We start from the raw sequence: 26,479 nt of genomic DNA, 5'->3' as shown, positions 1-26,479 counted from the left end.
TCCGCACCGAAGTCGTCGATCCGGAAATGGACTTCTTCGGGCCGCAACAGCCGGATGAACGCATGCTCGCATTCCACTTCGAACTGATCGAGGAAATGCGGGCGGGCGCAGGGCTGTGATGCCTGCGGGCCGATCCGCGAAGGACCGGCCTGCTCCGCACCGATGACGAACAAATGGCGCGAGCGGCCAGTTAGTTGGCGGCTCGCGACGTTGCATCACGCACCATCTTGACGACATTCGGCATCATAACCGGCGCGATGTCTGTCGCAGCCGGAGACAGGCCGGATGGGAGCGTGATGTGACCGAAGTTATGGAAAGACCGCAGCAGGATAAGGCGGGCGCCACGCAGGATTTTGATGTCCTGATCGTGGGGGCCGGCATCTCCGGCATCGGCAGCGCCTATCACCTTAAGACCCAGAACCCCGACAAGAGCTTCGCCATCCTCGAGGCGAAAGACGATATCGGCGGGACCTGGCATACCCACAAGTATCCGGGCGTCCGCTCTGACTCCGATCTCTACACCTTCGGCTATCGCTTCAAGCCCTGGATCGGCCCGCCGATCGCGACGGCCGAAGAGATCCGCAAGTATCTGCGCGACGTGCTGGCCGAGAACGATCTCGGCTCGGCGATCCGCTTCGGCACGCTGATCACCCGCTGCTCGTGGTCGACAGCCGAGAAGCTGTGGACGGTCGAGACGAAGCGCGCCGATGGCTCGGCGGGGCCGACCTACCGCGCGAACTTCCTGTGGATGTGCCAGGGCTACTACGACCACAACAATCCCTACCTGCCCGACTGGCCGGGGATGGGAGACTACAAGGGCAAGCTGATCCACGCGCAGCTGTGGGACGAGAACATCGACTACGCCGGCAAGGAAGTCGTTGTCATCGGATCGGGCGCCACCGCCGCCACGGTGATCCCCGTGCTGGCCGACAAGGCGAAGCACGTCACGATGCTGCAGCGCTCGCCGACCTACTTTTACTGCTATCCCAACCGCAGCGATCTGGCTGACAAGCTGCGCGAGATCGGCGTGGACGAGGATACCGTGCACCGCGTTGTGCGGCTCGATTATCTGCACAACCTCAAGATGCTCGATCACCGCGCGCGGGCCGAGCCCGACCTCGTGTTCGAGGAACTGAAGGAACTGATCCGTCAGTACGCCGGGCCGGACTTCGAGTTCGAACCGCACTTCACGCCGCGCTATCGTCCGTGGCAGCAGCGGCTGGCGTTCATTCCCGATGGCGACATGTTCGAGCGCATCCGCGACGGCAAGGTGACCGCGATCACCGACACTATCGACCATTTCACGGCGGGCGGGATCAAGCTCGGCTCGGGCGACGAGCTCAAGGCGGACATCGTCATGGCGGCCACCGGCTTCAAGCTGCTGATGATGGGCGGCATCGAGTTCCAGGTGGACGGCAAGACCATCGACTGGTCGGAAAAGGCGACCTATCGGGGAATGATGTTCGAGGGCGTGCCCAACATGGTCTGGGTCTTCGGCTACTTCCGCGCAGCGTGGACGCTGCGGGTCGATCTCCTCGGCGATTTCGTCTGCCGCGTGCTGCGCCACATGGACGAGAAGGGCGCGAGCGAGGTCAACATCGTCATCCCGCCCGCGCTGGCTGGAGAGACGCTGCAGCCCTGGATCGAGGACGATAACTTCAACCCGAGCTACCTCGTGCGCGACATGGACAAGCTGCCGAAGCGGCTCGGCGAGCAGCCCGAGTGGCGCCATACGCAGGATTACTGGCGCGAGGCGGTGGACTTTCCGGCGATCAATCTCGACGGCGAGGAATTCGCCTACAGTTGATGACCAGAGCGGCAGATCTCAGGCGGAACGCGCGTTCCTTGCCTGGGTCTGCCGCCGGTATTCGAGGGCGCCCATGCCCGACCAGCGCTTGAATGCGCGTGAGAAGCTGGACGGTTCGGCAAACCCGACCGCAACGGCGATCTGTTCGATCGCCATGTGTCCCTCAGTCAGCAATTCGCGCGCACGGCTGTAGCGCGCTCCATCGATCATTGCCGAAAAGCGGGTGCCTTCTTCCGCCAGTCGCCGGTGCAGCGTGCGTTCGGACAGCGCCAGCATGCGGGCGGCTTCGCCCGCCGTGGGGAAATCGGTGTCGCTGCGGCTGAGCCTGGCAGCGAGCCGCCCCTTGATCGTGCCATCGGTCTGAGCGCGTCGCAGGATATTGTCGCAGCGCGAGCTGTAGAGCGTCACGAGATCGCTGTCCGCCATTGGCAGCGGCAGGTTCGCGGCGCCCGGCTTGAACAGCCACTGCGTCTGCTCCGCATTGAACTGGACGGGGCATGGCATGTGGCGGCGCTGCCGTTCCCAATCAGGCGCGGGCGGGGCGGCGATCGTGACACGCTCCAGGGGCAAGTCTCCGCCCATGAGATCGGCCACTAGCGTCCGGATCGCGCCGAGATCGCGATAGTGCGAGAAATCGCGCAGTTCTTCGGAAAGCTTCCCGTAGGTGCCGATCAGTGCAAAGGCGCCGTTGGGCGCGGAGGCATAGCGATAATTGATAAGCGAATAGGTGAGTGCCTGACAGCGGCAGGCGATCTGCAGCGCTTCGCCCAGCGTGCGCGATGTCATCATCGCAAGGCCGAGTTCGCCGAACTTGATTGCCCTGTAGCGCAAGCCGACATCGAACCAGATGTTGCGCGCGCCCGCCGTGCACGCCGCAAACGACTTTTGCAGCTGCATTTCTTCCTGCGCCAGAAGCTGGCCGGAATGGGCATCGAGGCGCACCGGCCGGACATGGCTGGTGCGGCAGAAATCATCCCAATCGACCTTGGTCTGGCTGGCCAGGGCGCTGCGCATGATCCGTGCGCTCAGATCCGGCAACGTTGCGTAGAGTGCATTGGAGTCCATGCTCCATCCCCTCCTCTTTCCCCTAGTGCTGCCTTGTTTTTTGCAGCGTACCTGTCGCTGGCCACATCCGTCAATAACTTGGCGCGCAGCGACATGGTGCGCGGGCGTTCCTTGGCTTAGCTTTGCTAGTACATGGCAGTAAGTTTGGGGGTTATCGTTATTTTACAGACGTTTGCCGCAAAACCGTTCCGGACGGTACGTGGCGGCCAAAAACAAGCAACTTTGCGGCCATCCGCCGCCCAGGCCCGCGCGAATGCTCGCAGCGGGCTGAATGTGTCTTTGCAGATGGCAGGAGTCTCGTGATGGAAGAACCGTTTGTCTTGCCGGAAACCGCAGCCGTTCTGGCCGGAATCGCCGAGCAGGGCGGCCCACACCTCGCCGATCTTTCCGCGACGGACATGCGCGCGGTCTATCAGCAGATGGGTGCGTTGTTCGATTTACAGCCCGAAGAAAGCGTGCGCTGGACGGCTCTCGAGGGCGGCCCTTGTCCCCTGCGTGCCTATTTTCCGGGCGAAGCGGCCACTGGGCCCGTCATCCTCTACATGCACGGCGGCGGCTGGGTGATCGGCGATCTCGATACCCACCACCCTGTCTGCACCACGATCGCTGCGATGACCGGCCTGCGCGTGGTGGCGGTGGATTATCGCATGGGGCCGGAAGACCCCTTTCCCGCGAGCCATGACGACTGCGTCGCCGCCGCGCAGTTCGTGCTCGGCAGCCCGGCGGGCCTCGAAGCGCCGGTAACCGGGCTCGCCACGGCGGGTGACAGCGCGGGGGGCAATCTCGCTCTCCACGTGTCGACGGTGCTCGGCAGTGAAGCGGTCAAGGCGCAGCTGCTCGTCTATCCCTGGCTTGATTGCACGGCGCCCGATCGCGGCTCCTACAAGGCTTTCGGCGAAGGCTTCATCCTCGATGCGCGGCTGCTGGCACGCTTTGCTGCCGACTATCTGCCCGCTGACGGCATGGCGGCAGGCCCCGAGGCTTCGCCCCTGCTGCACCCGGTGCCGGCCGACCTGCCGCCGACGGTGATCCTCACGGCCGGGCTCGATCCCCTTCGCGATCAGGGCCGCGCCATGGTCGGCCGCATGGCGGAGCTCGGCATGGAGGTCCATTTCATCGAGGCCAAGGGGCTGATCCACGGGCTCGCGACCATGCGCGCCGCTTTCCCGACTGCCGACCGCATCCTGCGGCGTGCAATCGCGACTTTCGGGGGGCTGCTGCAGGCCTGACCAACGCCTTCCACATCAAAGAACAACGATAAACGACACATCAGAGGAGAGGGAAATGATCAAGATCCGGCGCAGCGTGCTCGCTGCATCCACCGCCATCAGCATCGCCAGCATGGCGCAGCCCGTCTGGGCAGCCCCCGCCGCCGAAGGTGCGGCGGCTGAAGAGGCCCCCATCGGCGAAATCATCGTCACCGCCAACAAGCGCAGTGAAAGCATCAGCAAGGTGGGCTCGAGCGTCGCCGCGTTCGACACCACGTTGCTCGACAAGCGCAACATCGTTCGGCTGGACGAACTCGCCAAGGCCGTACCGAACCTCGCGCTCGCGCCTTCCACGCACGGCACGCCGGTGTTCACCCTGCGCGGCATCGGCTTCAACTCTGACTCGCTCGGCGTGTATCCGGCGGTCAGCCTCTCGCTCGATCAGGCCCCGATGCCTTTCCCGGTGCTGGCGGGTCACTCGCTCTATGATCTCGAGCGCGTCGAAGTGCTGAAGGGGCCGCAGGGCACCTTGTTCGGTCAGAACTCGACCGGTGGTGCGATCAACTTCGTTGCCGCCAAGCCGACCAAGGAGCTGCAGGCCGGCTTCAATCTCGATTACGGTCGCTTCAACGAAGTGCACGGAACGATGTACGTCAGCGGCCCTGTCAGCGAGACGGTGGGCATGCGCCTTGCCGTCGATGCGATGCACCGTGATGCCTGGCAGTACAATTTCACCCGCGATGACCGGAACGGCGAGACAAACTATATCGCTGCGCGCCTGATCACCGACTGGCAGGCGTCTGACAATCTCAAGCTGGAACTCAACATCAATGGCTCGGTGGACCGTTCGGAGCCGCAAGCGCTGCAGATCATCGCCTCGCTGCCCTCGAACCCCGCCGCCCCGACGCCTGAGGAACTCAACGCCCCGCTTGCTCCGCGCAATCTGCGCGCGGCAAACTGGTCGAATTCGGGCCGTCGCGGCGTCGGCACGCAGTCCGACACCGATTCGGCCGAGCCGCGCGGCAACCGCAAGATCGTCCAGGCCTTCCTGCGCGGCGATCTCGACGTCACCGACAGTGTGACGCTGACCTCGATCACCACCTACAACCACCTCACGCAGAACATGGCGTTCGATCTCGATGGTTCGCAGTACGAACTCGTCGACAACCCGCAAGGCGATGGCACGATCGACGACTTCAACCAGGAACTGCGCCTGTCGAACGCCTCTGCGCCGGGGCAGCGCTTCCGCTGGACACTGGGTGCCAACTACAACCACAGCAAGGTCTACGAGCTTCAGATCATCACATATGGTGACAACTCGCTGAGCAACGCCGGCACCAACTTCATCCATGAATCCGACGTTCGCAACCGCGGCCGGATGGACAACTTTGCCGCCTTTGCCAACGGCGAGTACGACATCTCCGATACGCTGACGTTCAAGGCCGGCATCCGCTACACCAGCTCGAAGAACAAGAACCGCATGTGCGGTTCGGACACCACGGGCGACCAGCAGCTTTCGGCGCTCTTCCGCCTGCTCGGCAATCTGCTCGGCGGCAAGGACATCCCGATCGGGCCGGGCGATTGCATCTCGCTCAACGCGCAGAACCTTCCGGGTGATCCGATCAACATCACGCTCAAGGAAGACAACGTTTCCTGGCGTGCGGGCCTCGACTTCAAGCCCAACTCGACCACGCTGCTCTATGCGAACATCTCGCGCGGTTACAAGGCGGGCGCGTTCCCGGTGATCACCGGCGCGACGCAGGAGGTGTTCAAGCCGGCGAAGCAGGAATCGGTGACCTCCTATGAAGCGGGCGTGAAGACCCGCTTCATGGACAATGCCATCTCGCTGAGCGGCGCGGTGTTCTATCAGGATTACCGCGACAAGCAGATCCAGGGCACGGTCAATACCGCTTTGTTCGGCCTGCTGCAGCGGCTCGACAACGTGCCCAAGTCGCACATCTTCGGTGTCGAGGCGGATATCGTGCTGCGCCCGACTGCGGGCCTCACGCTGTCGGGTTCGATGAGCTACCTCAAGACCAAGGTCGACCAGTACTCGGGCATCACCGTGTTCGGCGATCAGCGAGACTTTGCCGGCAGCCGCCTGCCGTTCGCGCCCTCGTGGTCGCTGGTTGGCGATATCGACTACCGCGTGCCGACCGCTGCTGGCGGCGAGTTCTTCGTTGGTGCGGGCGTGAACTATCGCACCTATCAGGATGCCTACATTGCCGGCAGCCAGCTGCAGATCCCCGACAACGGGGTGAACCGCTGGATCGACCGGACCGCTTTCCGCATCGAAGGCTATGCGCTGGTCGACGCCCGCATGGGCTATACCTTCCCGGGCGAAAAGCTCACGGTTTCGGCCTGGGGCAAGAACGTGTTCAACACCTTCAACGTGCAGAACAAGATCTCGTACAACAACATCATCACCCAGGCGACCGGCATGCCGGCGACCTACGGCGTGTCGCTCAGGGTTCGCTTCAAGTAAGCAGACGCTTGACGAAAGGGGGCAGCGCCGGGTGCGCTGCCCCCTTTTTTTGCCTTCCATTCCTCGATCCGATCGCCCCTCAGAAAGCCTTCCGATGCCTGTTGATTCCCTCGCTGCGCAGCCCGATCCGGTCATCGCCCGGGCGCGGTCCCAATCACTTTCGGCGATGCTGGCCCGCGCGGCGGAGCGGCATGGGGCTCGGACCGCGATCATCTGCGGCGATGTTCACTGGAGTTACGCCGAATTCCGCCGCGAAGTAGACCGGCTGGCCGCAGGTCTGCGCAGGCTTGGCCTTTCTCCCGGCGACCGGGTCGCGATCCTTGCGCGCAACAGCCATGCCTTCATCGCGCTGCGCTTCGCCATCGCGCGGGCTGACGCGGTGCTGGTGCCGATCAACTTCATGCTCAACGCGGAGGATGTGCGCTTCATCCTCGATCACGCGGGCGCGCGGGTGCTGTTCGTCGATGCCACCACGGTCGAGGTTGGCCTTGCCGCGCGCAGCGATGCGACCGAACATGTCTTTGGCATCGACGGCGAGAACGCTTCTCCACCGGCAGGCATTCCTTCGTGGGCCGCGCTGCTCTGCGACGATCCACTGGAACCCGAGACGCGCGGCGGCGAGGACCTGCTGCAGATCGTCTATACGAGCGGCACGGAATCGCGGCCGAAGGGCGCGATGCTTTCACACAACAGCGTGCTGTGGGAATACCAGAGCTGCATCATCGATTGCGAATGGACGGCGGGGACGGTCGCACTCCACGCCATGCCGCTGTTCCATTGCGCACAGCTCGATTGCATGATCGGGCCGGCCCTCCATGTCGGCGCGAAGAATGTGATCACCGGCTCGCCTGCCGCAGACAACGTGCTGCACCTTTTAGTGCAGCATAAGGCGACCTCGTTCTTCGCGCCGCCGACAGTGTGGATCTCGCTCCTGCGTGCTCCGCTCATGGAGACGAGCGATCTTTCTGCGCTCGAGAAAGGCTACTACGGTGCATCGATCATGCCGGTCGAGGTGCTGCGCGAACTGGGCGAGCGACTGCCGCAGCTGCGGCTGTGGAACCTCTACGGCCAGACCGAGATCGCCCCTGTCGCGACGATCCTGTTTCCGGAAGAGCACGCCGCACGCCTTGGCTCCGCCGGCCGCCCGACGCTGCATGTTGAAACCCGCATCGTCGATGATGCGATGGAACCGGTCGCGCCCGGCGAAGTGGGCGAGATCGTTCACCGCTCGCCCCAGCTCCTCAGCGGATACTGGAACGACCCTGTGCGCACCGCTGAAGCCTTCGCCGGCGGCTGGTTCCACAGCGGCGATCTCGGCGTGGCAGACGCCGAAGGATACATCACCGTCGTCGACCGCAAGAAGGACATGATCAAGACCGGCGGCGAAAACGTCGCCTCGCGCGAGGTGGAGGAAGTGCTCTATCGGCACGCTGCGATCAGCGAAGTGGCCGTCATCGGCCTGCCCGATCCCAAATGGATTGAAGCGGTCACGGCAGTGATTGTGCTCCGCGATGGGCACGCTCTTGAGGCGCCCGAAGTGCTGGAGCATTGCGCCGCCCACCTCTCCGCCTTCAAGATCCCCAAGAAGGTGGTCTTCGCCGGGAACCTGCCGCGCAATGCAAGCGGCAAGATCCTCAAGCGCGAACTGCGTCTGTCGCTACTTTAGGCCGCGAGATAGGAGCCACCGGTCACGAACACGACCTGGCCCTGGATCATCGCGGCGGATGGGCTCGCAAGGTACTCGATCAGGCTGCAGTAATCGTCTTCGACCACGTTGCGTCCGCTCGGGCTGGCAGCGGCAGACTGGCGCATGATCTCTTCGGTCTGCTCGCCGTAGACCTGCCGCAGTGCCTCGGTATCGACCGCGCTCGGCGCCACGCAATTGGCGCGCACGCCCAGCGGCGCAAGTTCGAAGGCAAGGTAGCGGATCAGGCTTTCCGCCAGCGACTTGCCCGCGCCGACGGCGGCATAGTTTGGAATGACAGTGCGGCTGCCCCGGCTCGATAGGAAGAACACCGTACTCCCGCGCCGGAACAGCGGCACAGCGGCCTGCGCAAGATAGACCAGCGCCGTGCCGTTGAGATTGATCGCCTCGGTGAACGCCACCGGATCAACGGTGAGCAGCGGCTCGGGGATGACCTTGACCGCGCAGTGGACGAGCTGGTCGAGCCGCTGGGACTTCGCGGCCACCGCCGCAACCACCGCCTTGGCCCCCTCGGGTGTGCGGACGTCGCCCTGGATCAGATGGCAGCGCGCGCCCGCCGCTTCGATCTCGGCCTTGGCCTTATCGGCGGAATCCTGATCGGCGCGGAAGTTCAGGAACACATCGACATCGGGCTTGGCAAAACGCCGCGCGATTGCAAGGCCGATACCCTTGGTGCCGCCGGTGACGAGAATGGCCATCGCGCGGGCCTAGCCAACGTGGCCAATGGAGGACGTCAGCGTAACGCCGAAACGTTCGATCATTCCGCCGGCATCGGCCCGCAGCGCGAGCCATTCCGGCGTTTGTTCATCGCGCTCCATTGCGGCCTTGTCCGGCCAGGTCATGATCGCAAATCGATACGCCTCTGACGGTGCGCCTTCGAGCCCTTCGCCGACGAGGATGGTCTCGAGACTGGTGAGGTTCGGCAGAGCCCGCGCGAGCGGCGCGTGCACATTGGCGTAAGCGGTTTCGAAGGCATCGCGGTCTTCGGGCTGCGGCGCCGACCACACGGCAACAAGCTTGAGCATCACGTTCTCTCCCGCGCCATCGTGCGCACAATGCAGCGGGTTCAGCCCGCCCCTTTTTAATCTGGAGGAGACGCTACCAAACAAGCGATTGCTTTGGCAAGGGCCGGGTGATAGCCAAAGCAGGAATTTCCGGAGTTTTTCCTGCATCATGTCCACCCCCGGTTTGGTCTTCGATCCGCGTGATCCAGGCGTCATCCAGCGCCCGCTGGAGACTTTGCTGCGCTTGCAGGCCGAAGACCCGGTGCACTGGTCGCCGCTGCTCAAGGGCTGGGTGCTCACGCGGCATGACGACGTGAAATCGGTGCAGATGAACAGCGGCGTGACCTCGGATCGGCTGACCCCGTTTTTCGACAGCCAGCAGGGCGAGGAACGCGCGCGGCTTGCCGACCTCATCCGCTATCTGAACACCTGGGTCGTGTTCAAGGATCCGCCTGATCACACCCGGCTGCGCACGCTGCTCAACAAGGTCGTCACTCCTGCCGTGATGCGCGATCTGGAGGGCGGGATCGCCGAACTGGCGGACGGCCTGCTCGACCGGATCGCGGCGCGCGGTGATGGCCGGTTCGAATGCATCAGCGAATTTGCCAATCCCCTCCCGGCCAGCGTGATCATGGACCTGCTCGGCGTCCCGCGCGAAGACATGGACCGCTTGCGTGACTGGTCGATGCAGTTGCAGCCCTTTCTCGGCAATGCCACCGACACTGGTGACAAGTACGAAACCGGGCGCGCCGGCATCGTCGCCATGGCGGATTACTTCAGGGCTGCCGCGAAGGACCGTCAGGTGCGGCCGCGCGGCGATGTCATCTCGCACTTCGTCATGCTGGAGCAGACCGGCCAGATCACCGAGGACGAAGTGATCGGCTCGTGCATCCTGTTCCTTTTTGCCGGGCACGAGACAACCACCAACCTCATCGGCAACGGCATCCGCGCGCTGCTCGCCAATCCCGAGCAAAAGGCGCAGCTCATCGCCGATCCTTCGCTGATCGCCAGTGCGGTCGAGGAAATGCTGCGCTTCGAAGGCCCCACCGGCGCGGTCGTGCGCGTGGTCAAGGAGCCGTTCGAAATGCGCGGCAAGGAACTGCGCAAGGGCGACCGGGTCTATGCCATGGTCAATGCTGCCAACCATGATCCCGCCGTGTTCGAGGCCGCTGCAACGTTCGACATTGGCCGCACGCCCAACCGGCACCTGACCTTCAACCACGGCATCCATTTCTGTCTCGGCGCACCGCTGGCCCGGGCCGAGGCGCGCATTGCCATCAGCCGCTTCTTCGCGCGCTTTCCTGATGTGGCCATGGCGACCGAGACGGTGGAATACATGGACACGCTGACCATGCGCGGCGTGCGTGAAATGCCGATGGTCACGGGCCAGAGGTGCATGGAAGACGTGCGATGATCGAAGTCCCTGCCTTTGGCATGGCCCGTGTCTGGGCCGCCCACGCCCGCTTCGCGCCGGACCGGATCGCGGCGATCTGCGGTGACAGGCAGCTGACCTGGGGGGAATTCGACCGCGCGACCAACCGGGTCGCCAACGCCCTTCGCGCAATGGGTGTGCGCCATGATGAGCCGGTCGCGCTGGTCATGACCAATTCGCTCGAAATGCTCGAGGTCATGTTCGGTGTGGTCAAGTCCGGTGCCTGCATGGTGCCGATCAGCGGCCTTCTTACCGGCGCGCAAATCGCGACGATGATGGCTGACAGCGGCGCGCAGACCGTGTTCGTTTCGCCCGCAAACCGCGCCCTGGTGGATTCTGCCGCGCTTCCCGCGAGCGTGAGGCGCATCGCCATCGGCTTCGATGGAGAAGGCTGGGAAGCTGGCGACACGTTGCTCGCCGCCGCGGCTGAGAGCGATCCCGGCGTCCAGAGCCGCCCGGAAGACCGCTTCAACATCATCTACAGCTCGGGCACCACCGGCCTGCCCAAGGGCATCGTGCAAAGCCATGGCGCGCGCACGCATTTCGCGTGGTCCAACGCGCTGGAGCTTGGCATGTCGCGTGAGACCGTCGCGCTTGTCACCACCGCGCTTTATTCGAACGGCACGATGTTCATGGTCCTGCCGCCGCTGCTGCTGGGCGCGACGGTCGTCATCATGGAGCAGTTCAGCCCGTCCGGCGCGCTGGCGCTCATCGAAAGGCACAGGGTCACTCACGCCTTCATGGTGCCGACCCAGTGCATCGTCACACTTGATGATCCCGCGCTCGGCACGCACGATATCTCCAGTCTCCGCTGCCTGCTTTCCGCCGGCTCTTCGCTGCGAGCAGATACGCGCGAGGGCGTGATCGAGCGGATGACGCCGCATGTCTACGAACTCTATGGGTTCAGCGAAGGGTTCGCGACGATGCGCAAGCCCGGCGATGCGCCTGCGCGTCCCGGTGCAGTCGGCCGCCCGGTGATCGGTTTTGACCTGCGCATCGTCGGCAGCGACGACAGGGAGTGCCCGCGCGGCGAAGTCGGTGAGATCGTCGGCACCGGGCTCGGTGCGATGGCCGGCTATCACAACCGCCCCGATCTCGACGAAGCGATCCTCTGGCACAGCCCGTCGGGCGAGGCCTTTCTGCGCAGCGGCGATCTGGGCTTTGTCGATGAAGAGGGCTTCCTCCACATCGTTGACCGCAAGAAGGACATGATCCTCTCTGGCGGCTTCAACATTTTTCCTGCCGACCTCGAAGCGGTGATCGGCGAACATCCCGAAGTGCAGGACGTCACCGTGATCGGCATTCCCCATCCCAAGTGGGGCGAAACACCGCTGGCGCTCGTCATTCCCCGCGGTGCGCCCGATCCGGCAGCGCTGCTGGAATGGGCGAATGCCCGGCTCGCGCGGACGCAGCGGCTGGCGGGTCTCGAACTGAGAACCGCGTTTCCGCGCAATGCCCTTGGCAAGGTGCTGAAGCGCGAACTGCGCGCACCGTGGTGGGACAAGAGCCAATGACAGACGCCTACATCGTCGGCAGCTATTCGAGCAGCTTCGGCAAGTTTCCCGACCGGAGCCACAAGGACCTGACGCGGGAGGTCTATCTGGGCGTGCTGGCCGATGCCGGCCTCGCCAATGGCAACGACATAGGCATGGCCTGGTTCGGCAATTGCGGCATGTGGACCGATGGGCAGGGCAGCATCCGCGGGCAGGTCTGCCTCACCCCGCTGGTGCGGGAAGGGCTGTTTCCTGAACGCGTGCCGGTCATCAACGTCGAAGGTGGCTGCGCTACGGCCTCGATCGCGCTGCACGGGGCGTGGAAGGACGTGCTTAGCGGCCAGACCGATCTCAGCATCGCCATCGGCGTCGAGAAGACCTTCAACCCCGCAAGCCCCGAACGGACCATGGCGCTGTTCGACGGCGGCATCGACCAATATGACCGCGAGGAGTGGCTCACCTATTACGCAGCGGCGGGCGAAGCCGCAGGCAAGCCGTTCGAACCCGGACCGGGCCGCACGATCTTCATGGACACCTATGCCATGCAGGCGGCCTGGCACATGCGCACCCATGGCACCACCGAGCGCCAGATCGCAATCGCCTGCGCCAAGAACCACACCGCCTCGGCGCACAATCCCAAGGCACAGTACCGCTTTGCCCTTTCGCCCGAGGATGTCCTCGCCGACCGGCCGATCAGCTGGCCGCTTACCCGCGCGATGTGTGCGCCGATCGGTGATGGCGCGGCGGCTGCGCTGGTCTGCTCGGGCGCATGGCTCGCGCGCCAGCCAGCGGCCGTCCGTGCCCGCGCAGTTCGCATCGCGGCAAGTACGATGACGGCGGGCAAGTATCGCCGGCTGGACGAGCCGGGGCTGTCGAAGCTCGCCGCCGAGCAGGCCTATAAGGCTTCGGGGCTTACGGCTGCCGACATCGATCTTGCTGAAGTCCACGATGCAACCTCGTTCTGCGAGCTCTACCAGTCCGAAATGCTCGGCTTCTGCGGTATCGGCGAAGGCGGGCGGCTTGCGGAAAGCGGCGCGACCGCGCTGGGGGGCTCGATCCCGATCAACCTTTCGGGCGGGCTTGTCAGCAAGGGGCACCCGGTGGGCGCCACCGGCCTTTCGATGATCGACGAACTCATGCTGCAGCTGAGGGGTGAGGCCGGCCCCCGGCAGGTCAGCGGCGCGCGAGCTGCGCTGGCGGAGAACGGCGGCGGCGTGATGGGCTTCGATGAAGCGGCCTGCTCCGTTATCATCCTGCAGCGCGATTGAGACAGCAGGGGAGGCCGGGTGAACACGCAGACGAAGACACGCAGCAAGTCCCCGGCGAAGGTGGAAGCACGCGGAGGCGAAAGCCGCCGCGAGGCGCTGCTCGATGCAGCGGCGGCGATGTTCGCGACGAAGGGATACGACGGAACCTCTATCCGCGACATCGCCGGCGCTGTCGGCATGTTGCCGGGCTCGATGTATTACCACTTCCGATCCAAGGAAGACCTGCTTCTCGCCGTCTACCGCAAGGGTGTGGCCCGGTTCGAGGAAGCAATTGCCGAGGCGCTCTGCCATACGACCAACGAACCGTGGCAGGCGATCGAAGCCGCTTGCGCCGCGCATCTTTCGACCCTGCTCGATGGCGGCGACTATGCGCGGATCGTCAGCCCGGAGTTCATGCGCTCGTTTCCGCCTGCAATCCTAGCGACGCTGAATGCTGAGCGAGACCGCTACGAGCGCCATTTCGAGAAGCTGATTGCTGCGCTGCCGCTTGAGCCCGAAACCGATCGCTGGCTGTTTAAGGTCGCTCTGTTCGGCAGCCTGAACTGGTCACAGACGTGGTACCGCAAGGGCCGCTACACACCCGCCGACATCGCTGCAGCCTTCATCGCGATGCTGCGGAAGGAGGGCGCACGACCCTGCCCCTGACAGCCTCTGATAATGGCAAAGAAAGCCAGAAAAATGGCCAGATAAATCATCGTACTGGTGCGCGTTATGTGGTGCAATCAGAGACGGTGGTTTAACCTGTCGATGAACAAGGACCCGGGCAATGCCGGGCCGCGAGGAGAGAGATATGGGTATGCGGATTTCGCTTGTGCGAAAGCTCGGTCTGGCATCCGGTCTGGCGATGGCTGTGGGCGCGATGGCAACAACGGGTGCAATGGCCACCGTCACCGATACCATGCTGCGCGCCGTGCCCGGCGCCGAATGGCTGACTTATGGCGGAGACTACGCCGAACAGCGGTTCTCTCCGCTCACAATGGTCAACGAGTACAACGTCGATCAGCTGGGCCTTGCCTGGTACGCCGATATGGACACCGCGCGCGGTCAGGAAGCGACGCCTCTGGTGCATGACGGCGTGCTCTATGTCACCACCGCATGGTCGATGGTGAAAGCCTATGATGCCAGGACCGGTAAGCCGCTCTGGGCCTTCGATCCCAAGGTACCGCGCGACACGCTTTACCGCGCCTGCTGCGATGCGGTGAACCGCGGTGTGGCGCTTTATGGCGACAAGCTGTTCGTGGCCGCCCTTGATGGCCGTCTGATCGCTCTTGATCAGAAAAGCGGCGCCGTCCTCTGGTCGAAAACCGTGGTCCCCAACCAGACCGACTACACCATCACCGGCGCGCCGCGCATCGTGAAGGGCCGCGTGCTGATCGGTGCAGCGGGCTCCGAATACAAGGCGCGGGGCTATCTCGCAGCCTATGACACCGAGACCGGCAACCAGGTCTGGCGCTTCAACACCGTGCCGGGCAATCCGGCGCAGGGCTTCGGCAAGGAAGGCCTCAACAAGGCCGCGCATGAGGCTGCGGCAAAGACCTGGGGCAACAAGTGGTGGGAACTCGGTGGCGGCGGCACTGTCTGGGATTCGATCACTTACGATCCCGAAACCAACCTCGTCCTCTTTGGTACTGGCAATGCCGAACCTTGGAATCCGGCGGCGAACGGGCGTGAGGGCGACAGCCTCTACACGTCTTCGATTGTGGCGGTGAACGCCGATACGGGGCAGTATGCCTGGCATTATCAGGAAACACCGGAAGACCGCTGGGACTTCGATTCCGACCAGCAGATCACCATCGCCGATGTGACGATCAACGGCGAGAAGCGCCATGTCGCCATGCATGCCCCGAAGAACGGGCATGTCTATCTGCTCGACGTGAAGACCGGCAAATTCCTCTCCGGCACGCCCTGGGTGCCGGTGAACTGGGCCACCGGCCTCGATCCGGAAACCGGCCGACCCAAGATCAACCCGGATGCGCAATATGAAAAGACCGGCAAGGCCTTCGTGAGCCTGCCCGGCGCGGTCGGTGCACACAGCTGGCAGCCGCAGAGCTACAGCCCGAAGACCGGCTATCTCTATATCCCGACCAACCTCGCTGGATGGCCTTACCTTGCCGCCAAGGACTGGAAGCCGGGCAACTTCGGGTGGTCGATCGGAATGGACGGCTATGCCGTGGCGATGCCGGCCGATCTCAAGGTTCAGGAAGGCGCCAAGGCGGCCAGCACCGGCCAGCTCGTCGCGTGGGACGTGGTGAACAAGAAGGCAGCGTGGAAAGTCGATCATGTCGGCCCCTCGAACGGCGGCGTGCTTTCAACTGCCGGCAATCTGGTGTTCCAGGGGACCGCTTCGGGCGAGTTCGTGGCCTATACAGCCGACAAGGGCCAGAAGCTGTGGTCGTTCCCGGCCCAGACCGGGATCATCGCCGCGCCCATGACGTATGCCATCGGCGGCGAACAGTATGTCGCTATCCTCGTCGGCTGGGGCGGGGTATGGGATGTCGCAACAGGGGTGCTGGCCAACAAGGGTGGTGCCGGCCGCAACATCAGCCGCCTGCTCGTGTTCAAGCTTGGCGCAAAGGGCCAGTTGCCTGCACCGCCGCCGATGAACCAGATGGTGCTCGATCCGCCGCCGTTTACCGGCACCACGGCCCAGGCGACGCACGGCGGGCAGCTTTATGGCCGCTATTGCGCCATGTGCCACGGTGACGCGGCCATCTCTGGCAGCCTCAACCCCGACTTGCGCCACTCCGGCGTCATCGGTTCGGCCGAGGCGCTGAAGGCCATCGTGATCGGCGGCCAGCTCCACGAGATGGGCATGGTTTCGTTCAAGGCTGTGCTCAAGGCCCCCGATGCCGAGGCGATCCGCATGTATATCATCAAGCGCGCCAACGAGGACAAGGCACTGGCATCGCGCTGAGGGACCGTCGGTCCCAGAAGCACAGATATGCAGCTGTGAGTTGGGGAAGGGGCAGCGCGCCGACAATGTGGTAGCGCGCTGCCCTAACATTCAGGATGGTCGATGTCGGCCCAGGCTCTCCAGGGGAGGGCACGGTAGCTGGTCGCAGAGCCGATATCTCAGCACCTGCCGCCCTGCGGAAACCACTCGTCAGGCCAGGAGCCGCTGCTTGATGGCCTCGCGCGAGACGGCGAGCATGGCGGCGGCATCCTCCCCTTCGCCCATGGCGCGTGCCAAGGTCATGGCACCGACCATCTCGGCAACTGCCGATGCAGCCAGCGCCTCGGCCTTGTCCGCCGCCTTTCCAGAGGCGCGCAGTGCTCTGGCGATCGCGGCGCGCATGCGGGCGATACCGTCCTGAAAGCGGGCCTGCGCCGCAGGGGGCATGCGCGGCACTTCGCCCGAGAGCCAGGGCAGAGGACAACCCTGATCATGGCGGCGCATGGCGGCTTCGGAGAGGTAGTTGTCGACGAGCGCAGCCGGATCGGGCGCCTTCTCCGTTTCGGAAAGGTGCCGCGTCCAGAGCGCCGTGCTGTCCTCGAACATGCGTTCGACAGCATGAACCACCAGATCTTCGCGGCTTTCGAAGTGGGCGTAGAAGCCGCCATGCGTGAGCCCGGCGCGCTTCATCAGATTGGCCACGCTGAGCCCCTCGGTGCCGCCGCTGCGCAAGGCGCGCGCCGCTTCATCTAGGATGCGCGCGCGGACCTTCGCCTTGTGGGCGCTCTTGTCAGCCATCTCGCTCAAGCCTCCTCGCCAAACCCGCCACCCAATGCCCGTACTGCGCCGACCGCTGCGCGCGCAAGCGCTGTGCGGGTGGCCGCGAGCCGATGCTGTGCATCGACCAGCGGATCATGGAAACCGCCCCACCAGCCATATGGCTTCGCCGAGGCCGAGGTCGGGCAAGCGGAAGCCAGAACCAGAGCCGGTGCGATCCGGGTCGCTGCATTTCGCATCGTCATGCTCCTTCAGTGTGCCGCATCGGCCGGGGGCGGCGGGCTGCGATCGATCTTGCAGAACGGCACCAGCACCAGTGCCGCGATGAACAGCCACGCCATGATGCGGAACACCTCATCGAACCCGATCGCCAGCGCCTCGCGCCCGATAAGGCGGGCGAGCAGGGCTTCGGCCATCGACATGCCATGCGCGCTGTCCGGCCCCATCCGGGCGGCGAGCGCGGTGACCAGTTCGGTGGCGGCGCGGCCCGAATGCCCCATGGCTTCGGAGAGCCGCACGGCAGCGATCCGGGCATCGTCCTGCAGCCAGCTGTTGACCACGGCGATGCCGATGGCCCCGCCCAGATTGCGCATCAGATTGAACAGACCCGAAGCGGCGCCGAGGTCCTGCGGCGGCACGCCGGACAGCGCCATGTTCACCGAAGGCACGATGCACAGCATCAGCGCAAATCCGCGCACCAGTTGCGGCACCAGCATTTCCTCAAAGCCCCAACCGCTGGTCATGCCCGAGGTCATCCACAGGCTGAACGCGAAGAGCGAGAGGCCCGCCGCGATCATCCAGCGCAAATCGATCCGCTGCGAGAGCGAGGCAGCGACGACGGTCGAGGCCAATTGCGCGATGCCGACCACGAAGATCGTCTCCCCGATCTGCAGCGCGCTGAAGCCGCGCACTTGCGCAAGATAGACCGGAACGAGGTAGATCGCCGAATAGAGCCCGAAGCCGATCACGAGATTGAACAGGCAGGCAAAGGCAAAGATCGGGCGCCGGAACGGACGCAGACTGACAATCGGCATCGGAGAGAAAATCGCCCGCTCGACGAACAGGACGAACCCCACGAGCGAGGCCCAGGCGGCAATCGCGATCCTGTCATCGCCCAACCAGTCATGCCGGGGTCCTTCCTCCAGCACATATTCCAGCGCGCCGAGAAACACCGCCATCGCGCCGAGATGGGCCCAGTCGATCCGGCGCAGCAGGGCCGGATTGGCATGGTCGATGCGCAGGAGCACCGCACAGGATAACGCAACCGCAAAGCCAGGCACCACGTTGACAAAGAACAGCCAGCGCCAGTCGAGCGCTTCGGTGATCAGGCCGCCTGCCGATGGACCCAGCGCCGGAGCAAGCACGCTGACCGTGCCCAGGATCGCCGGGATCATCGCGCGCTGCTTGCCCTCGAACAGCGTGTAGCCGACCGCGAAGACCAGTGGCACCATGGCTCCGCCGGTGAACCCCTGAAGCGCGCGGAAGATGACCATCGATCCGATCGACCACGAAAGGCCGCACAGCAGGCTGGAACAGGTGAACAAGGTTGCTGACCCCACGAACAGCCAGCGAGTGGACAGCGCCCGGGCAAGGTAGCCGGAGAGAGGGATCATCACGAGTTCGGCCATAAGATAGGCGGTCTGCACCCAGCTGACTTCATCTGCTCCCGCCGAGAGCCCCGCGGCCAGTTCGCGCTGCGAGGCCGAGACGATCTGGATATCGAACAGCGCCAGAAACTGGCCGAACGCCATCAGCCCGAAGATCAGGAATTTGCGCCGCGCCGGCATGGCTTTGGGATCGGCCGACCAATCCTCCCCGCTTGCAAGGATCCGTGCTGGGCTCATTCCTGAAAGTTCTCTCTAGACATATGATGATCGACATATATATGATGATCGTAATTTCAGCAAGAGCCGAAACGCCATGTCCGCCACCACTGCCGATCCTGCTCACGAACAACCGGTGCCGAAGCCATCGCGCATCGGGCGTGGGGTGCTGGCGGCTGGCACGGCGCTGGTCATTGCGGGGCTGGGCGCGGCGTGGATCCTGGCCGAGCCGTCCAGCCAGTCCACCGATGACGCCTACCTTGCAGCCGATTCCACTACGGTCGCGCCGCGGGTGAAGGGCTTTGTCAGCGAAGTGCTGGTGCGCGAAAACCAGCCGGTACAGGCTGGACAGCCGCTGCTGAGGATCGATGCGGAGGAATTTGCGGCGCGCAGCGCAGGCGCTGCGGCCGATCTTGCCGTCGCAGAGGCAGAGGTCGCCTCCGCGCGCGCCGCCCTCGCGCGCCAGCAGGATGAAGAGGCGCTTGCCGCCGCGCAGGCCTTTGCCGCGACCACCGCCATCCGCGCGAGCGAGGCGAATACCGGGCACGCCCTCGCGGATGAACGCCGTTACACTGCGCTCGTCGCGACCGGCGCCGTCGCCACGCGCGAGGCCGAAGGGTATCGCACCGTCGCCATCGGCGCGCAGCAGGCCGAGGCCCGCGCGCGGGCAGACCTCGCCGTTGCGCAGCGGCAGGCCGCGGTCACGCGGGCCAGGAGGGCTGACCTGCTCGCCGCGCTCGCCCGCGCCGAAGCAGGGAAGGCGAGGGCTCGCGCTGTCGCCGATCTGGCGGGCCAGGATCTGCGCCACGCCGTGATCACCGCGCCCATCGCCGGGGTCGTCGCCAACCGGCAGGTTCGCGTGGGCGATTACGTCCAGCCCGGCACCCGCGCGCTGACTTTGGTGCCGACCGCTGCGATCTACGTCACCGCCAATTTCAAGGAAACGCAGACCCGCCACATGCGCGCCGGCCAGCTTGCCAGCGTGCGGGTCGATGCGCTGGGAAGCGAGACGCTGACCGGCACGGTCGACAGCCTTGCACCCGGCTCGGCCGCAACTTTTGCGCTGCTGCCCTTCGAGCCGGGGACCGGCAATTTCACCAAGATCGTCCAGCGCGTACCGGTGCGTATCCGGCTCGATGCTGGCCAACCGGGCCTTGCCAACCTGCGTCCCGGCCTTTCCGCAACCGCCACAGTCCGTGTGGCCCGATAGGAGACCTGCCATGTCGATACCTGCCCATTCCACTGCGCTTGTCACCGGGGCCTCCACCGGCATCGGCGCCATCTACGCCGACCGACTGGCGCACCGCGGCCACGATCTCATCCTCGTCGCGCGCGATGCTGCGCGACTGGAGGCGCTGGCGACGAGGCTGCGCGCCGAGACTGGCCGCACGATCACGGTTTTGCCTGCCGACCTGACCGATCCGGCGCAGCTCGCCCGTGTTGTCCAGGCCATTGCCGACACGCCGAACCTCGGTCTGTTGGTCAACAATGCCGGCCTCGCGCTGTCCGGCACGCTCACCACTTCGCCCGAAGCCGAAGTGGCGCGCCTGATCGCGCTCAATGTCACGGCGCCTACATTGCTGGCGCGCGCTGCCGCGGTCCGGCTGAGTGCTGCGGGTGGCGGTGCGATTGTGAACATCGCCTCGGTGCTCGCGCTGTCTCCGGAAGCCTTCGACGGCACCTACAGCGCCACCAAGGCTTTCATCCTCACGCTCTCGCAGGGCCTCGCGAAGGAACTCGCGCCCAGCGGCGTGCAGGTGCAGGCGGTCCTGCCGGGTGCGACCCGCACCGAGATCTGGGAGCGTTCGGGCAAGGATGTGGATTCCTTCCCCGCCGAAATGGTCATGGATGCGGGCGATCTGGTCGATGCCGCGCTCGTCGGGCTCGATCGCGGCGAGACCGTCACCATCCCGCCGCTGGCCGACGAGGCAGGCTGGAACGCGCTGCAATCCGCCCGCCTCGCGCTCGCACCGCACCTCTCGCGCCGGGACGTTGCAGTTCGCTATCGCACGGCAGGCGACGCATGAGCCTGATTGCCGAGATTGCGAGCCCGGACATGACCGGGCTCGAACAGCTGCAAGCCCTTCTCGCTCAGGGCAAGCAGCCGGGCATCGGGGGAACACTGCGGTTCTCCGCAATCGCCTTCGATCATGGCCTTGCCGTGTTCGAAGGCGAGCCGGGTGAGCACGCGCACAACCCCATTGGAACCGTGCACGGCGGCTACATTGCAACCTTGCTCGATTCCGCGTGCGGCTGCGCAGTCCATTCCCGGCTGGCGCCGGGTCAGACGTACACGACCCTCGAGCTCAAGGTTGCCTATCACAAGGCCGTCACAGCGAAGACAGGTACGGTGCGGGCCGAAGGGCGCGTGGTCTCGATCGGACGGCGCGCGGCCTTTGCCGAAGCGCGGTTGACCGACATGGCCGGTGTCCTGCTTGCTTCCGCCACATCCAGCTTGCTGATCATGAGCGTTTGATTGCTTCAGGCATCGGGGAGCATTCGACCGCGCAAGGTCCAGCCAGCACAAACGGCTGGCCGCTGCGGTCGAAAGGGCTGATACTTCGGCTTTGGCAGCTCAGGTTCGGGCAACCGAATTTGAGCTGCAGGACGCGCCGAACAGGTGCGTTGCGCTGAGCACGTTGAGGGCCTTCGCTGGCATGATGCAGGGGTCTTAGTCCGCTAGCCAATCACTGATGATCTGGCCCTTGTGTCCCTCGGGCGCCAGCGCGGTGCACAGGGCATCCAGCAGCGGTGGCAGCGCCTGCGTGAACGCATAGGGGGGATTGACGATGTAGAGGCCGGCGCCGTTATAGAGGCCGGGCTGATCGTCATCATAGAGCCAGTGCTCCACCCGCAGCAGTTTCGGGATGCCGAGCCTGCGCAGCTGCTCTCGCCACCGCCCATGCGCAGCGCGATCCTTCAGCGGATACCAGATCACCGTCACGCCGTGCGCCCATTTGCGATGCGCAGCGGCGAGCGTGGCCGTAATCCGTTCGCGCTCATCGGTCTGCTCGTAGGGCGGATCGACGAGCACCACGCCGCGCGGTGTCCGCGGCGGCAGCATGGCCAGCCAGAACTCGTAGGCGTCGCGCTCGTGCACCGCAGCGGATGTGCCGCGCATCGCACTGCGCAGGGTGAGGGCATCCTCGGGGTGCTTTTCGTTGAGAATAAGGAGATCCTGTGCGCGCAGCAGCTGCGAAAGAAACCGCGGCGAGCCGGGATACGACCGGGGCTCGTCTCCGGCATCCGCAGCATTTACCGCGCGAACGGCGGCGCGGTACTCGTCCAGCAAGGGATTCGGGTTCGCAAAGGCGCGCAGCACGCCTTGCGCGGCCTCGGCAGTGCGCTGGGCCTCATCGCCGGCGAGGTTGTAAAGTCCGCAGCCGGCATGGGTGTCGATCAGGGTCAGCGCGCTATCCTTGCGCTGCAAGGCCCGCACAAGGGCGATCAGCAGGCTGTGCTTGACGACATCGGCGCTGTTTCCGGCATGGAAGGCGTGGCGATAATTCATGGCAATTCAATATCCCGAGGGTGAACCTTGGCTAGCGCTGCCGGGGGCACCGGCCGGGCGGGAAGCGTTGGAAGCTGTCCGTCCCGCGCTCGTACCCAGTCGGGCAGCAACCTTCAAAGCCCTTCTGCGCGAGACTTGCGGTTCGCGCGGTCGATCGTCACCCTAGGTGCCGCTCGGCGTCTGAGGAGGCTTGCTGCTGCGAGGTATTTCGATATCAATATATCTTGCATGCCCTGGCACGAGGCATCAGTGTCATTGCCGCACGACGGGTGTGCGAGGAACGAAAACAACGGCACCCCCGCCGGGAGGCGCAAGGCCGTAGGTGGGATCGCCGGGCTGGGGCGCGGCGGGGAGAGGATGATCATGACGGGCATTACCTTGACGGTGAACGGCCGCGAGCATGTGGTGGAGGTCGAGGATCGCACCCTGCTGGTGCACCTCCTGCGCGACGAGCTGCGTCTGACCGGCGCGCATGTCGGCTGCGATACCAGCCAGTGCGGGGCTTGCACTGTGCATGTCGACGGCAAGGCCGTGAAGAGCTGCACCATGCTCGCCGTGCAGGCGGACGGGGCCGAAATCCTCACCATTGAAGGTCTTGCGAACGGGCGCGAGCTTCATCCGATGCAGGCCGCCTTTCGCGAGCATCACGGTCTGCAATGCGGCTTTTGCACGCCGGGCATGATCATGATGGCGATCGACATCGCTCGCCGCCACCCGAACCCCGACGCCGCAACCGTGCGCGCAGAGCTCGAAGGCAATCTTTGCCGCTGCACCGGGTATCACAACATCGTAAAGGCCGTCGTGGCTGGCGCCGAGCGCATGGGAGAGCCGGCATGACCGCAATGACAGCGCCCATGGGCAAGTTCGGCCAATCGGTGAAGCGGGTCGAGGACTCCCGGCTGATCACCGGAAACGGCCGCTATGTCGACGATCTCGTCCTGCCGGGGCAGACGTACGCGGCCTTCGTGCGCTCGGCCTATGCCCATGCGCGGATCGGCGCCATCGACATCTCCGCCGCCGAAGCGATGCCCGGCGTGGTGAAGATCCTCACAGGCCAGGATCTGGTGGACGGCGGCCTTTTCGCGCTGCCGAGCGGCTGGAATCTGAACTCGGTCGATGGCACCCCGGCCCGCGTCGGCGTGCACCATGCGCTGGCGGTGGACACGGTGCGGTTTGTCGGCGAGCCGGTGGCGCTGGTGATTGCCGAAACGCGCGGTCAGGCCCGCGATGCGGCCGATAGCGTCTTTGTCGAATACGAGGAACTGCCGGCCGTTGTCGACATGGCCGCCGCGCTCGGGCCCGATGCGCCGCAGCTCCATCCCGATATCCCCTCGAACCGCGCGTTCACCTGGGATATCGGCAATGCTGCGGAAGCGGATGCGGCCTTTGCCCGCGCCACGCGGCGCGTCAGCCTCGAATTGCGCAACAACCGCCTCGTGCCCAATGCGATGGAACCGCGCGCGATCAACGCCGAATGGCGCGCCTACGATGGTTCGATGACGATCTATCTGACCCACCAGAATCCGATCGGCATGCGCTTGTTCTTCATGATGCTGCTGGGGCTTGAAAGCGAAAACCACTTGCGCGTCGTTTCGCCCGACGTCGGCGGCGGGTTCGGCTCCAAGGCCCCTTGCTATGCCGAGGAACTGGTGGTGGCCTTTGCGGCGCGCGCGGTGGGCCGGCCGGTCAAGTGGACGGCAGAGCGCACCGAGTCCTTCCTCACCGACGCGCATGGCCGCGATCATGTGACCACCGCCGAACTGGCGATGGATGATGAGGGCCGCTTCCTTGGCCTCAAGGTCCACACACTGGCTAACCTTGGCGGCTATATCTCGACCTCCAACGCGCTGGTCGTGTCCTACATGTACGCGACGATGCTGTGCGGTCAGTACGCGATCCCGGCGGTCCATGCGGTGGTCGAGGGCGTCTATACCAATACCTGCCCGGTCGATGCCTATCGCGGGGCCGGGCGGCCCGAGGCGGCCTATGTGATCGAGCGCCTCGCCCATCTCGCCGCGCGTGAAATCGGGGTCGATCAGGCGGAGATCCGCCGGCGCAATTTCGTGAAGGCGTTCCCGCACCAGACCCCGCTCGTCTATTGCTACGACAGCGGCGATTACGAAGGCTGCCTCGATGCAGCCCTGCGGCTGGCGGACTATGCGGGCTTCGAGCAGCGCCGCGCGGAAGCAAAGGCACGCGGCAAGCTGCGCGGGATCGGGCTTTCGGCCTATGTCGAGGCTTGCGGCATCGGCCCGTCGAAGCTGCTCGCCAGCCTTGGCGGCGGCGGGGGCATGTGGGAATCGTGCGAGATCAGGGTGCAACCGGGCGGATCGGTCGAAGTGCTGACCGGCGCGCACAACCACGGGCAGGGGCACCAGACAGTCTATGCCCAGATCATCTCGGAGCGCTTCGGTATCCCGATGGACCGAATTACCGTGGTGCAGGGCGATACCGATCGCATTCAGGCGGGCACCGGCACCTATGGCTCGCGCGCGTCCGTCGGCCTCTCGGCGGCGGTCAAGTCGTGCGAGAAGATCATCGAGAAGGGGCGCCACATCGTCGGCTACATGCTCGGGATCGATCCCGGCGAGGTCGATTTCGCGGAAGGCATCTATACCAGTGCCGCCACCAACCAGACGGTGGCCTTTACGGAAATGGCCGGGGCCGCCCATGCCGCCAGCAGTTTCCCGACGGACAAGCTCGAGCCGGGGCTTGTCGCGACAACGTTCTTCGATCCGCCGAACTTTACCTACCCGGCGGGTGTGCACGTGTGTGAAGTGGAGATCGACCCGGAGACGGGCGTGACCGAAGTGGTCGCGTTCAACGCCGCCGACGATTTCGGCAACGTGGCGAACCCGCTTATCGTGGAGGGGCAGGTTCATGGCGGTCTGACCCAGGGCATCGCGCAAGCGCTGTGGGAGAATGCGGTCTATGATCCGGATACCGCGCAGCTGATGACCGCTTCCTACATGGACTACGGCATGCCGCGCGCCGACAGCCTGCCCGAATTCGGCCTTGCGTTCTGGCCTTCGCCCACGCCGGTCAACCCGCTCGGCATGAAGGGTTGCGGCGAGGCGGGGGCAATCGGTTCGCCGCCTGCCGTGATCAATGCGGTGTGCGATGCGCTGGGGATTGCGCATGTCGACATGCCCGCGGCGCCTGAGAAGATCTGGCGGCTGTGTCAGGAACGGCAGGAGGCGCTGTGATGTACGAACTTGCCTATTCCCGCCCAGAGTCGCTCACCGAGGCACTGGCCCTGCTGGCCGAAGACGAGGGGGCGCAGGCGCTCTCCGGCGGGCAGACCCTCATGCCGGTCCTGCGCGCGCGGCTCGCCATGCCGAGCCGACTGGTCGATCTGCAACGGCTGCCCGAACTTGCCGGGATTCGCCTCGTCGAGGGCGGCATCGAGATCGGCGCGGCGACGACGCATGCCGAGGTGGCGGCCAGCGCCCACGTCAGGGCCGTCCTACCCGCGCTCGCCGATCTGGCGGGCGGGATCGGCGATCCGGCGATCCGCCATCGCGGGACCATCGGCGGCTCGATTGCCAACAACGATCCCGCGGCCTGCTATCCCAGCGCACTCCTCGCGCTCGGCGCGACCGTCACGACGAGCCGCCGCACGCTGGCGGCGGAGGAGTTTTTCACCGGCATGTTCAGCACCGCGCTGGAACCGGGGGAAATCGTCACCGCAGTGCGTTTCCCGGCGTGCCAGCGCGCGGCCTATATCAAGTTCCGCAATCCCGCCTCCCGCTTCGCGCTGGTCGGCGCCTTTGTAGCGCAGCTCCCGTCCGGCTATCGCATCGCCATCACCGGTGGCGGCCACGGCGTGTTCCGCTGGCGTGAGGCGGAACAGCATCTGGACGGCGGCGGCGCGATGGCCGCGATAACCGAGGACATGCTGGACTTGGGCCATTTCACCGGCGACCTTCACGGCTCGGCGGAATACCGCCACCACATTGCCGCCGTCATCGTGCGGCGCGCCCTCTCGACACTGGCCTGAAAGCGGAA

At 65.0% G+C, this 26,479-nt stretch carries 22 protein-coding genes; 15 read left to right on the top strand and 7 right to left on the bottom strand.

Annotation, left to right across the window (positions count from 1 at the left end; genetic code table 11):
* Positions 1 to 298: 298 nt before the first annotated feature.
* A complete protein-coding gene (locus tag Q0082_RS12240) occupies positions 299 to 1,807 on the top strand; it encodes an NAD(P)/FAD-dependent oxidoreductase (RefSeq protein WP_298192969.1) in 1,509 nt (502 codons plus the stop codon).
* A gap of 18 nt (positions 1,808 to 1,825) precedes the next feature.
* On the opposite strand, the gene Q0082_RS12235 is transcribed toward Q0082_RS12240, so the two are convergent.
* Positions 1,826 to 2,872, bottom strand: coding sequence for an AraC family transcriptional regulator (locus tag Q0082_RS12235; RefSeq protein WP_298192966.1), 1,047 nt, complete (start codon positions 2,870 to 2,872; stop codon positions 1,826 to 1,828).
* A gap of 302 nt (positions 2,873 to 3,174) precedes the next feature.
* Here Q0082_RS12235 and Q0082_RS12230 point away from each other — a divergent pair, with 302 nt between their 5' ends.
* The 3 genes from Q0082_RS12230 (at position 3,175) to Q0082_RS12220 (ending at position 8,231) form a co-directional block, all read left to right on the top strand.
* Positions 3,175 to 4,101, top strand: a complete 927-nt coding sequence (locus Q0082_RS12230; protein WP_298192963.1) for an alpha/beta hydrolase — start codon at positions 3,175 to 3,177, stop codon at positions 4,099 to 4,101.
* A 55-nt stretch (positions 4,102 to 4,156) separates the two neighbouring features.
* Positions 4,157 to 6,565, top strand: coding sequence for a TonB-dependent receptor (locus Q0082_RS12225; protein ID WP_298192961.1), 2,409 nt, complete (start codon positions 4,157 to 4,159; stop codon positions 6,563 to 6,565).
* 94 nt (positions 6,566 to 6,659) lie between these two features.
* The gene (locus tag Q0082_RS12220) at positions 6,660 to 8,231 is read left to right on the top strand and encodes a fatty acyl-CoA synthetase (RefSeq protein ID WP_298192959.1); all 1,572 of its coding nucleotides are present in this window, start codon (positions 6,660 to 6,662) and stop codon (positions 8,229 to 8,231) included.
* Here Q0082_RS12220 and Q0082_RS12215 read toward each other — a convergent pair.
* Together Q0082_RS12215 and Q0082_RS12210 are read right to left on the bottom strand one after the other, a co-directional pair.
* Complete coding sequence (locus Q0082_RS12215; RefSeq protein ID WP_298192956.1) at positions 8,228 to 8,968, bottom strand: SDR family oxidoreductase; 741 nt, start codon at positions 8,966 to 8,968, stop codon at positions 8,228 to 8,230. The genes Q0082_RS12220 and Q0082_RS12215 overlap by 4 nt on opposite strands.
* Before the next feature lie 9 nt (positions 8,969 to 8,977).
* The gene (locus Q0082_RS12210) at positions 8,978 to 9,295 is read right to left on the bottom strand and encodes an EthD family reductase (protein ID WP_298192954.1); all 318 of its coding nucleotides are present in this window, start codon (positions 9,293 to 9,295) and stop codon (positions 8,978 to 8,980) included.
* 148 nt (positions 9,296 to 9,443) lie between these two features.
* On the opposite strand from Q0082_RS12210, the gene Q0082_RS12205 reads away from it, so the two are divergent.
* From Q0082_RS12205 to Q0082_RS12185, 5 genes are all read left to right on the top strand, one after another.
* On the top strand, positions 9,444 to 10,688 hold the full coding sequence (locus Q0082_RS12205) for a cytochrome P450 (protein ID WP_298192951.1): 1,245 nt from the start codon (positions 9,444 to 9,446) through the stop codon (positions 10,686 to 10,688).
* Positions 10,685 to 12,220 carry an AMP-binding protein gene (locus tag Q0082_RS12200; RefSeq protein ID WP_298192948.1) on the top strand — a complete coding sequence of 512 codons (1,536 nt, stop codon included), beginning with the start codon at positions 10,685 to 10,687 and terminating at the stop codon, positions 12,218 to 12,220. The genes Q0082_RS12205 and Q0082_RS12200 overlap by 4 nt, the downstream gene beginning before the upstream one ends.
* Complete coding sequence (locus tag Q0082_RS12195; RefSeq protein WP_298192946.1) at positions 12,217 to 13,467, top strand: thiolase family protein; 1,251 nt, start codon at positions 12,217 to 12,219, stop codon at positions 13,465 to 13,467. Before Q0082_RS12200 ends, Q0082_RS12195 begins: the two co-directional genes overlap by 4 nt.
* Before the next feature lie 18 nt (positions 13,468 to 13,485).
* Entirely contained in the window at positions 13,486 to 14,112 is a 627-nt protein-coding gene (locus Q0082_RS12190) for a TetR/AcrR family transcriptional regulator (protein WP_298192943.1), read from the top strand.
* A 151-nt stretch (positions 14,113 to 14,263) separates the two neighbouring features.
* Positions 14,264 to 16,381, top strand: a complete 2,118-nt coding sequence (locus tag Q0082_RS12185) for a PQQ-dependent dehydrogenase, methanol/ethanol family (protein WP_298192941.1) — start codon at positions 14,264 to 14,266, stop codon at positions 16,379 to 16,381.
* Positions 16,382 to 16,570: 189 nt separating this feature from the next.
* On the opposite strand, the gene Q0082_RS12180 is transcribed toward Q0082_RS12185, so the two are convergent.
* The 3 genes from Q0082_RS12180 to Q0082_RS12170 are packed head-to-tail and all read right to left on the bottom strand — an operon-like array spanning position 16,571 to position 18,981.
* Positions 16,571 to 17,158, bottom strand: coding sequence for a TetR/AcrR family transcriptional regulator (locus tag Q0082_RS12180; RefSeq protein WP_298192939.1), 588 nt, complete (start codon positions 17,156 to 17,158; stop codon positions 16,571 to 16,573).
* A 5-nt stretch (positions 17,159 to 17,163) separates the two neighbouring features.
* Positions 17,164 to 17,376 carry a hypothetical protein gene (locus Q0082_RS12175; protein WP_298192937.1) on the bottom strand — a complete coding sequence of 71 codons (213 nt, stop codon included), beginning with the start codon at positions 17,374 to 17,376 and terminating at the stop codon, positions 17,164 to 17,166.
* A gap of 12 nt (positions 17,377 to 17,388) precedes the next feature.
* Positions 17,389 to 18,981 (bottom strand): DHA2 family efflux MFS transporter permease subunit, encoded by a 1,593-nt coding sequence (locus tag Q0082_RS12170; RefSeq protein WP_298192934.1) that lies wholly within the window; start codon positions 18,979 to 18,981, stop codon positions 17,389 to 17,391.
* Positions 18,982 to 19,057: 76 nt separating this feature from the next.
* Here Q0082_RS12170 and Q0082_RS12165 point away from each other — a divergent pair, with 76 nt between their 5' ends.
* From Q0082_RS12165 to Q0082_RS12155, 3 genes are read left to right on the top strand one after another with little or no spacing between them, the layout of a single operon-like run.
* Entirely contained in the window at positions 19,058 to 20,170 is a 1,113-nt protein-coding gene (locus tag Q0082_RS12165) for an HlyD family secretion protein (RefSeq protein WP_298192931.1), read from the top strand.
* 10 nt (positions 20,171 to 20,180) lie between these two features.
* On the top strand, positions 20,181 to 20,987 hold the full coding sequence (locus Q0082_RS12160) for an SDR family oxidoreductase (protein WP_298192929.1): 807 nt from the start codon (positions 20,181 to 20,183) through the stop codon (positions 20,985 to 20,987).
* Entirely contained in the window at positions 20,984 to 21,436 is a 453-nt protein-coding gene (locus Q0082_RS12155; protein WP_298192926.1) for a PaaI family thioesterase, read from the top strand. The genes Q0082_RS12160 and Q0082_RS12155 overlap by 4 nt, the downstream gene beginning before the upstream one ends.
* 195 nt (positions 21,437 to 21,631) lie before the next feature.
* Here Q0082_RS12155 and rlmJ read toward each other — a convergent pair whose 3' ends face one another.
* On the bottom strand, positions 21,632 to 22,471 hold the full coding sequence (rlmJ, locus tag Q0082_RS12150; RefSeq protein ID WP_298192923.1) for a 23S rRNA (adenine(2030)-N(6))-methyltransferase RlmJ: 840 nt from the start codon (positions 22,469 to 22,471) through the stop codon (positions 21,632 to 21,634).
* A gap of 363 nt (positions 22,472 to 22,834) precedes the next feature.
* Here rlmJ and Q0082_RS12145 point away from each other — a divergent pair, with 363 nt between their 5' ends.
* Genes Q0082_RS12145 through Q0082_RS12135 form a run of 3 tightly spaced genes read left to right on the top strand, consistent with a single transcriptional unit; the run spans position 22,835 to position 26,471 of the window.
* Positions 22,835 to 23,308: a (2Fe-2S)-binding protein gene (locus Q0082_RS12145; RefSeq protein ID WP_298192920.1), complete on the top strand. Its 474-nt coding sequence runs from the start codon at positions 22,835 to 22,837 to the stop codon at positions 23,306 to 23,308.
* The gene (locus Q0082_RS12140; protein ID WP_298192918.1) at positions 23,305 to 25,677 is read left to right on the top strand and encodes a xanthine dehydrogenase family protein molybdopterin-binding subunit; all 2,373 of its coding nucleotides are present in this window, start codon (positions 23,305 to 23,307) and stop codon (positions 25,675 to 25,677) included. The genes Q0082_RS12145 and Q0082_RS12140 overlap by 4 nt, the downstream gene beginning before the upstream one ends.
* Positions 25,677 to 26,471 (top strand): xanthine dehydrogenase family protein subunit M, encoded by a 795-nt coding sequence (locus Q0082_RS12135; protein WP_298192916.1) that lies wholly within the window; start codon positions 25,677 to 25,679, stop codon positions 26,469 to 26,471. Before Q0082_RS12140 ends, Q0082_RS12135 begins: the two co-directional genes overlap by 1 nt.
* Positions 26,472 to 26,479 lie beyond the last annotated feature (8 nt).

This window comes from Novosphingobium sp. (genome assembly GCF_027489515.1).
GTDB lineage: Bacteria > Pseudomonadota > Alphaproteobacteria > Sphingomonadales > Sphingomonadaceae > Novosphingobium.
Note: the sequence above shows the minus strand (reverse complement) of the source record. Positions and strands in the feature narration are given on the sequence as shown.

Coding starts and splice junctions, on each gene's coding strand:
- Q0082_RS12235 (WP_298192966.1), bottom strand. CDS start 2,872: ATGGACTCCAATGCACTCTACGCAACGTTGCCGGATCTGAGCGCACGG.
- Q0082_RS12230 (WP_298192963.1), top strand. CDS start 3,175: ATGGAAGAACCGTTTGTCTTGCCGGAAACCGCAGCCGTTCTGGCCGGA.
- Q0082_RS12225 (WP_298192961.1), top strand. CDS start 4,157: ATGATCAAGATCCGGCGCAGCGTGCTCGCTGCATCCACCGCCATCAGC.
- Q0082_RS12220 (WP_298192959.1), top strand. CDS start 6,660: ATGCCTGTTGATTCCCTCGCTGCGCAGCCCGATCCGGTCATCGCCCGG.
- Q0082_RS12215 (WP_298192956.1), bottom strand. CDS start 8,968: ATGGCCATTCTCGTCACCGGCGGCACCAAGGGTATCGGCCTTGCAATC.
- Q0082_RS12210 (WP_298192954.1), bottom strand. CDS start 9,295: ATGCTCAAGCTTGTTGCCGTGTGGTCGGCGCCGCAGCCCGAAGACCGC.
- Q0082_RS12205 (WP_298192951.1), top strand. CDS start 9,444: ATGTCCACCCCCGGTTTGGTCTTCGATCCGCGTGATCCAGGCGTCATC.
- Q0082_RS12200 (WP_298192948.1), top strand. CDS start 10,685: ATGATCGAAGTCCCTGCCTTTGGCATGGCCCGTGTCTGGGCCGCCCAC.
- Q0082_RS12195 (WP_298192946.1), top strand. CDS start 12,217: ATGACAGACGCCTACATCGTCGGCAGCTATTCGAGCAGCTTCGGCAAG.
- Q0082_RS12185 (WP_298192941.1), top strand. CDS start 14,264: ATGCGGATTTCGCTTGTGCGAAAGCTCGGTCTGGCATCCGGTCTGGCG.
- Q0082_RS12180 (WP_298192939.1), bottom strand. CDS start 17,158: ATGGCTGACAAGAGCGCCCACAAGGCGAAGGTCCGCGCGCGCATCCTA.
- Q0082_RS12175 (WP_298192937.1), bottom strand. CDS start 17,376: ATGCGAAATGCAGCGACCCGGATCGCACCGGCTCTGGTTCTGGCTTCC.
- Q0082_RS12170 (WP_298192934.1), bottom strand. CDS start 18,981: ATGAGCCCAGCACGGATCCTTGCAAGCGGGGAGGATTGGTCGGCCGAT.
- Q0082_RS12165 (WP_298192931.1), top strand. CDS start 19,058: ATGTCCGCCACCACTGCCGATCCTGCTCACGAACAACCGGTGCCGAAG.
- Q0082_RS12160 (WP_298192929.1), top strand. CDS start 20,181: ATGTCGATACCTGCCCATTCCACTGCGCTTGTCACCGGGGCCTCCACC.
- Q0082_RS12155 (WP_298192926.1), top strand. CDS start 20,984: ATGAGCCTGATTGCCGAGATTGCGAGCCCGGACATGACCGGGCTCGAA.
- rlmJ (WP_298192923.1), bottom strand. CDS start 22,471: ATGAATTATCGCCACGCCTTCCATGCCGGAAACAGCGCCGATGTCGTC.
- Q0082_RS12145 (WP_298192920.1), top strand. CDS start 22,835: ATGACGGGCATTACCTTGACGGTGAACGGCCGCGAGCATGTGGTGGAG.
- Q0082_RS12140 (WP_298192918.1), top strand. CDS start 23,305: ATGACCGCAATGACAGCGCCCATGGGCAAGTTCGGCCAATCGGTGAAG.
- Q0082_RS12135 (WP_298192916.1), top strand. CDS start 25,677: ATGTACGAACTTGCCTATTCCCGCCCAGAGTCGCTCACCGAGGCACTG.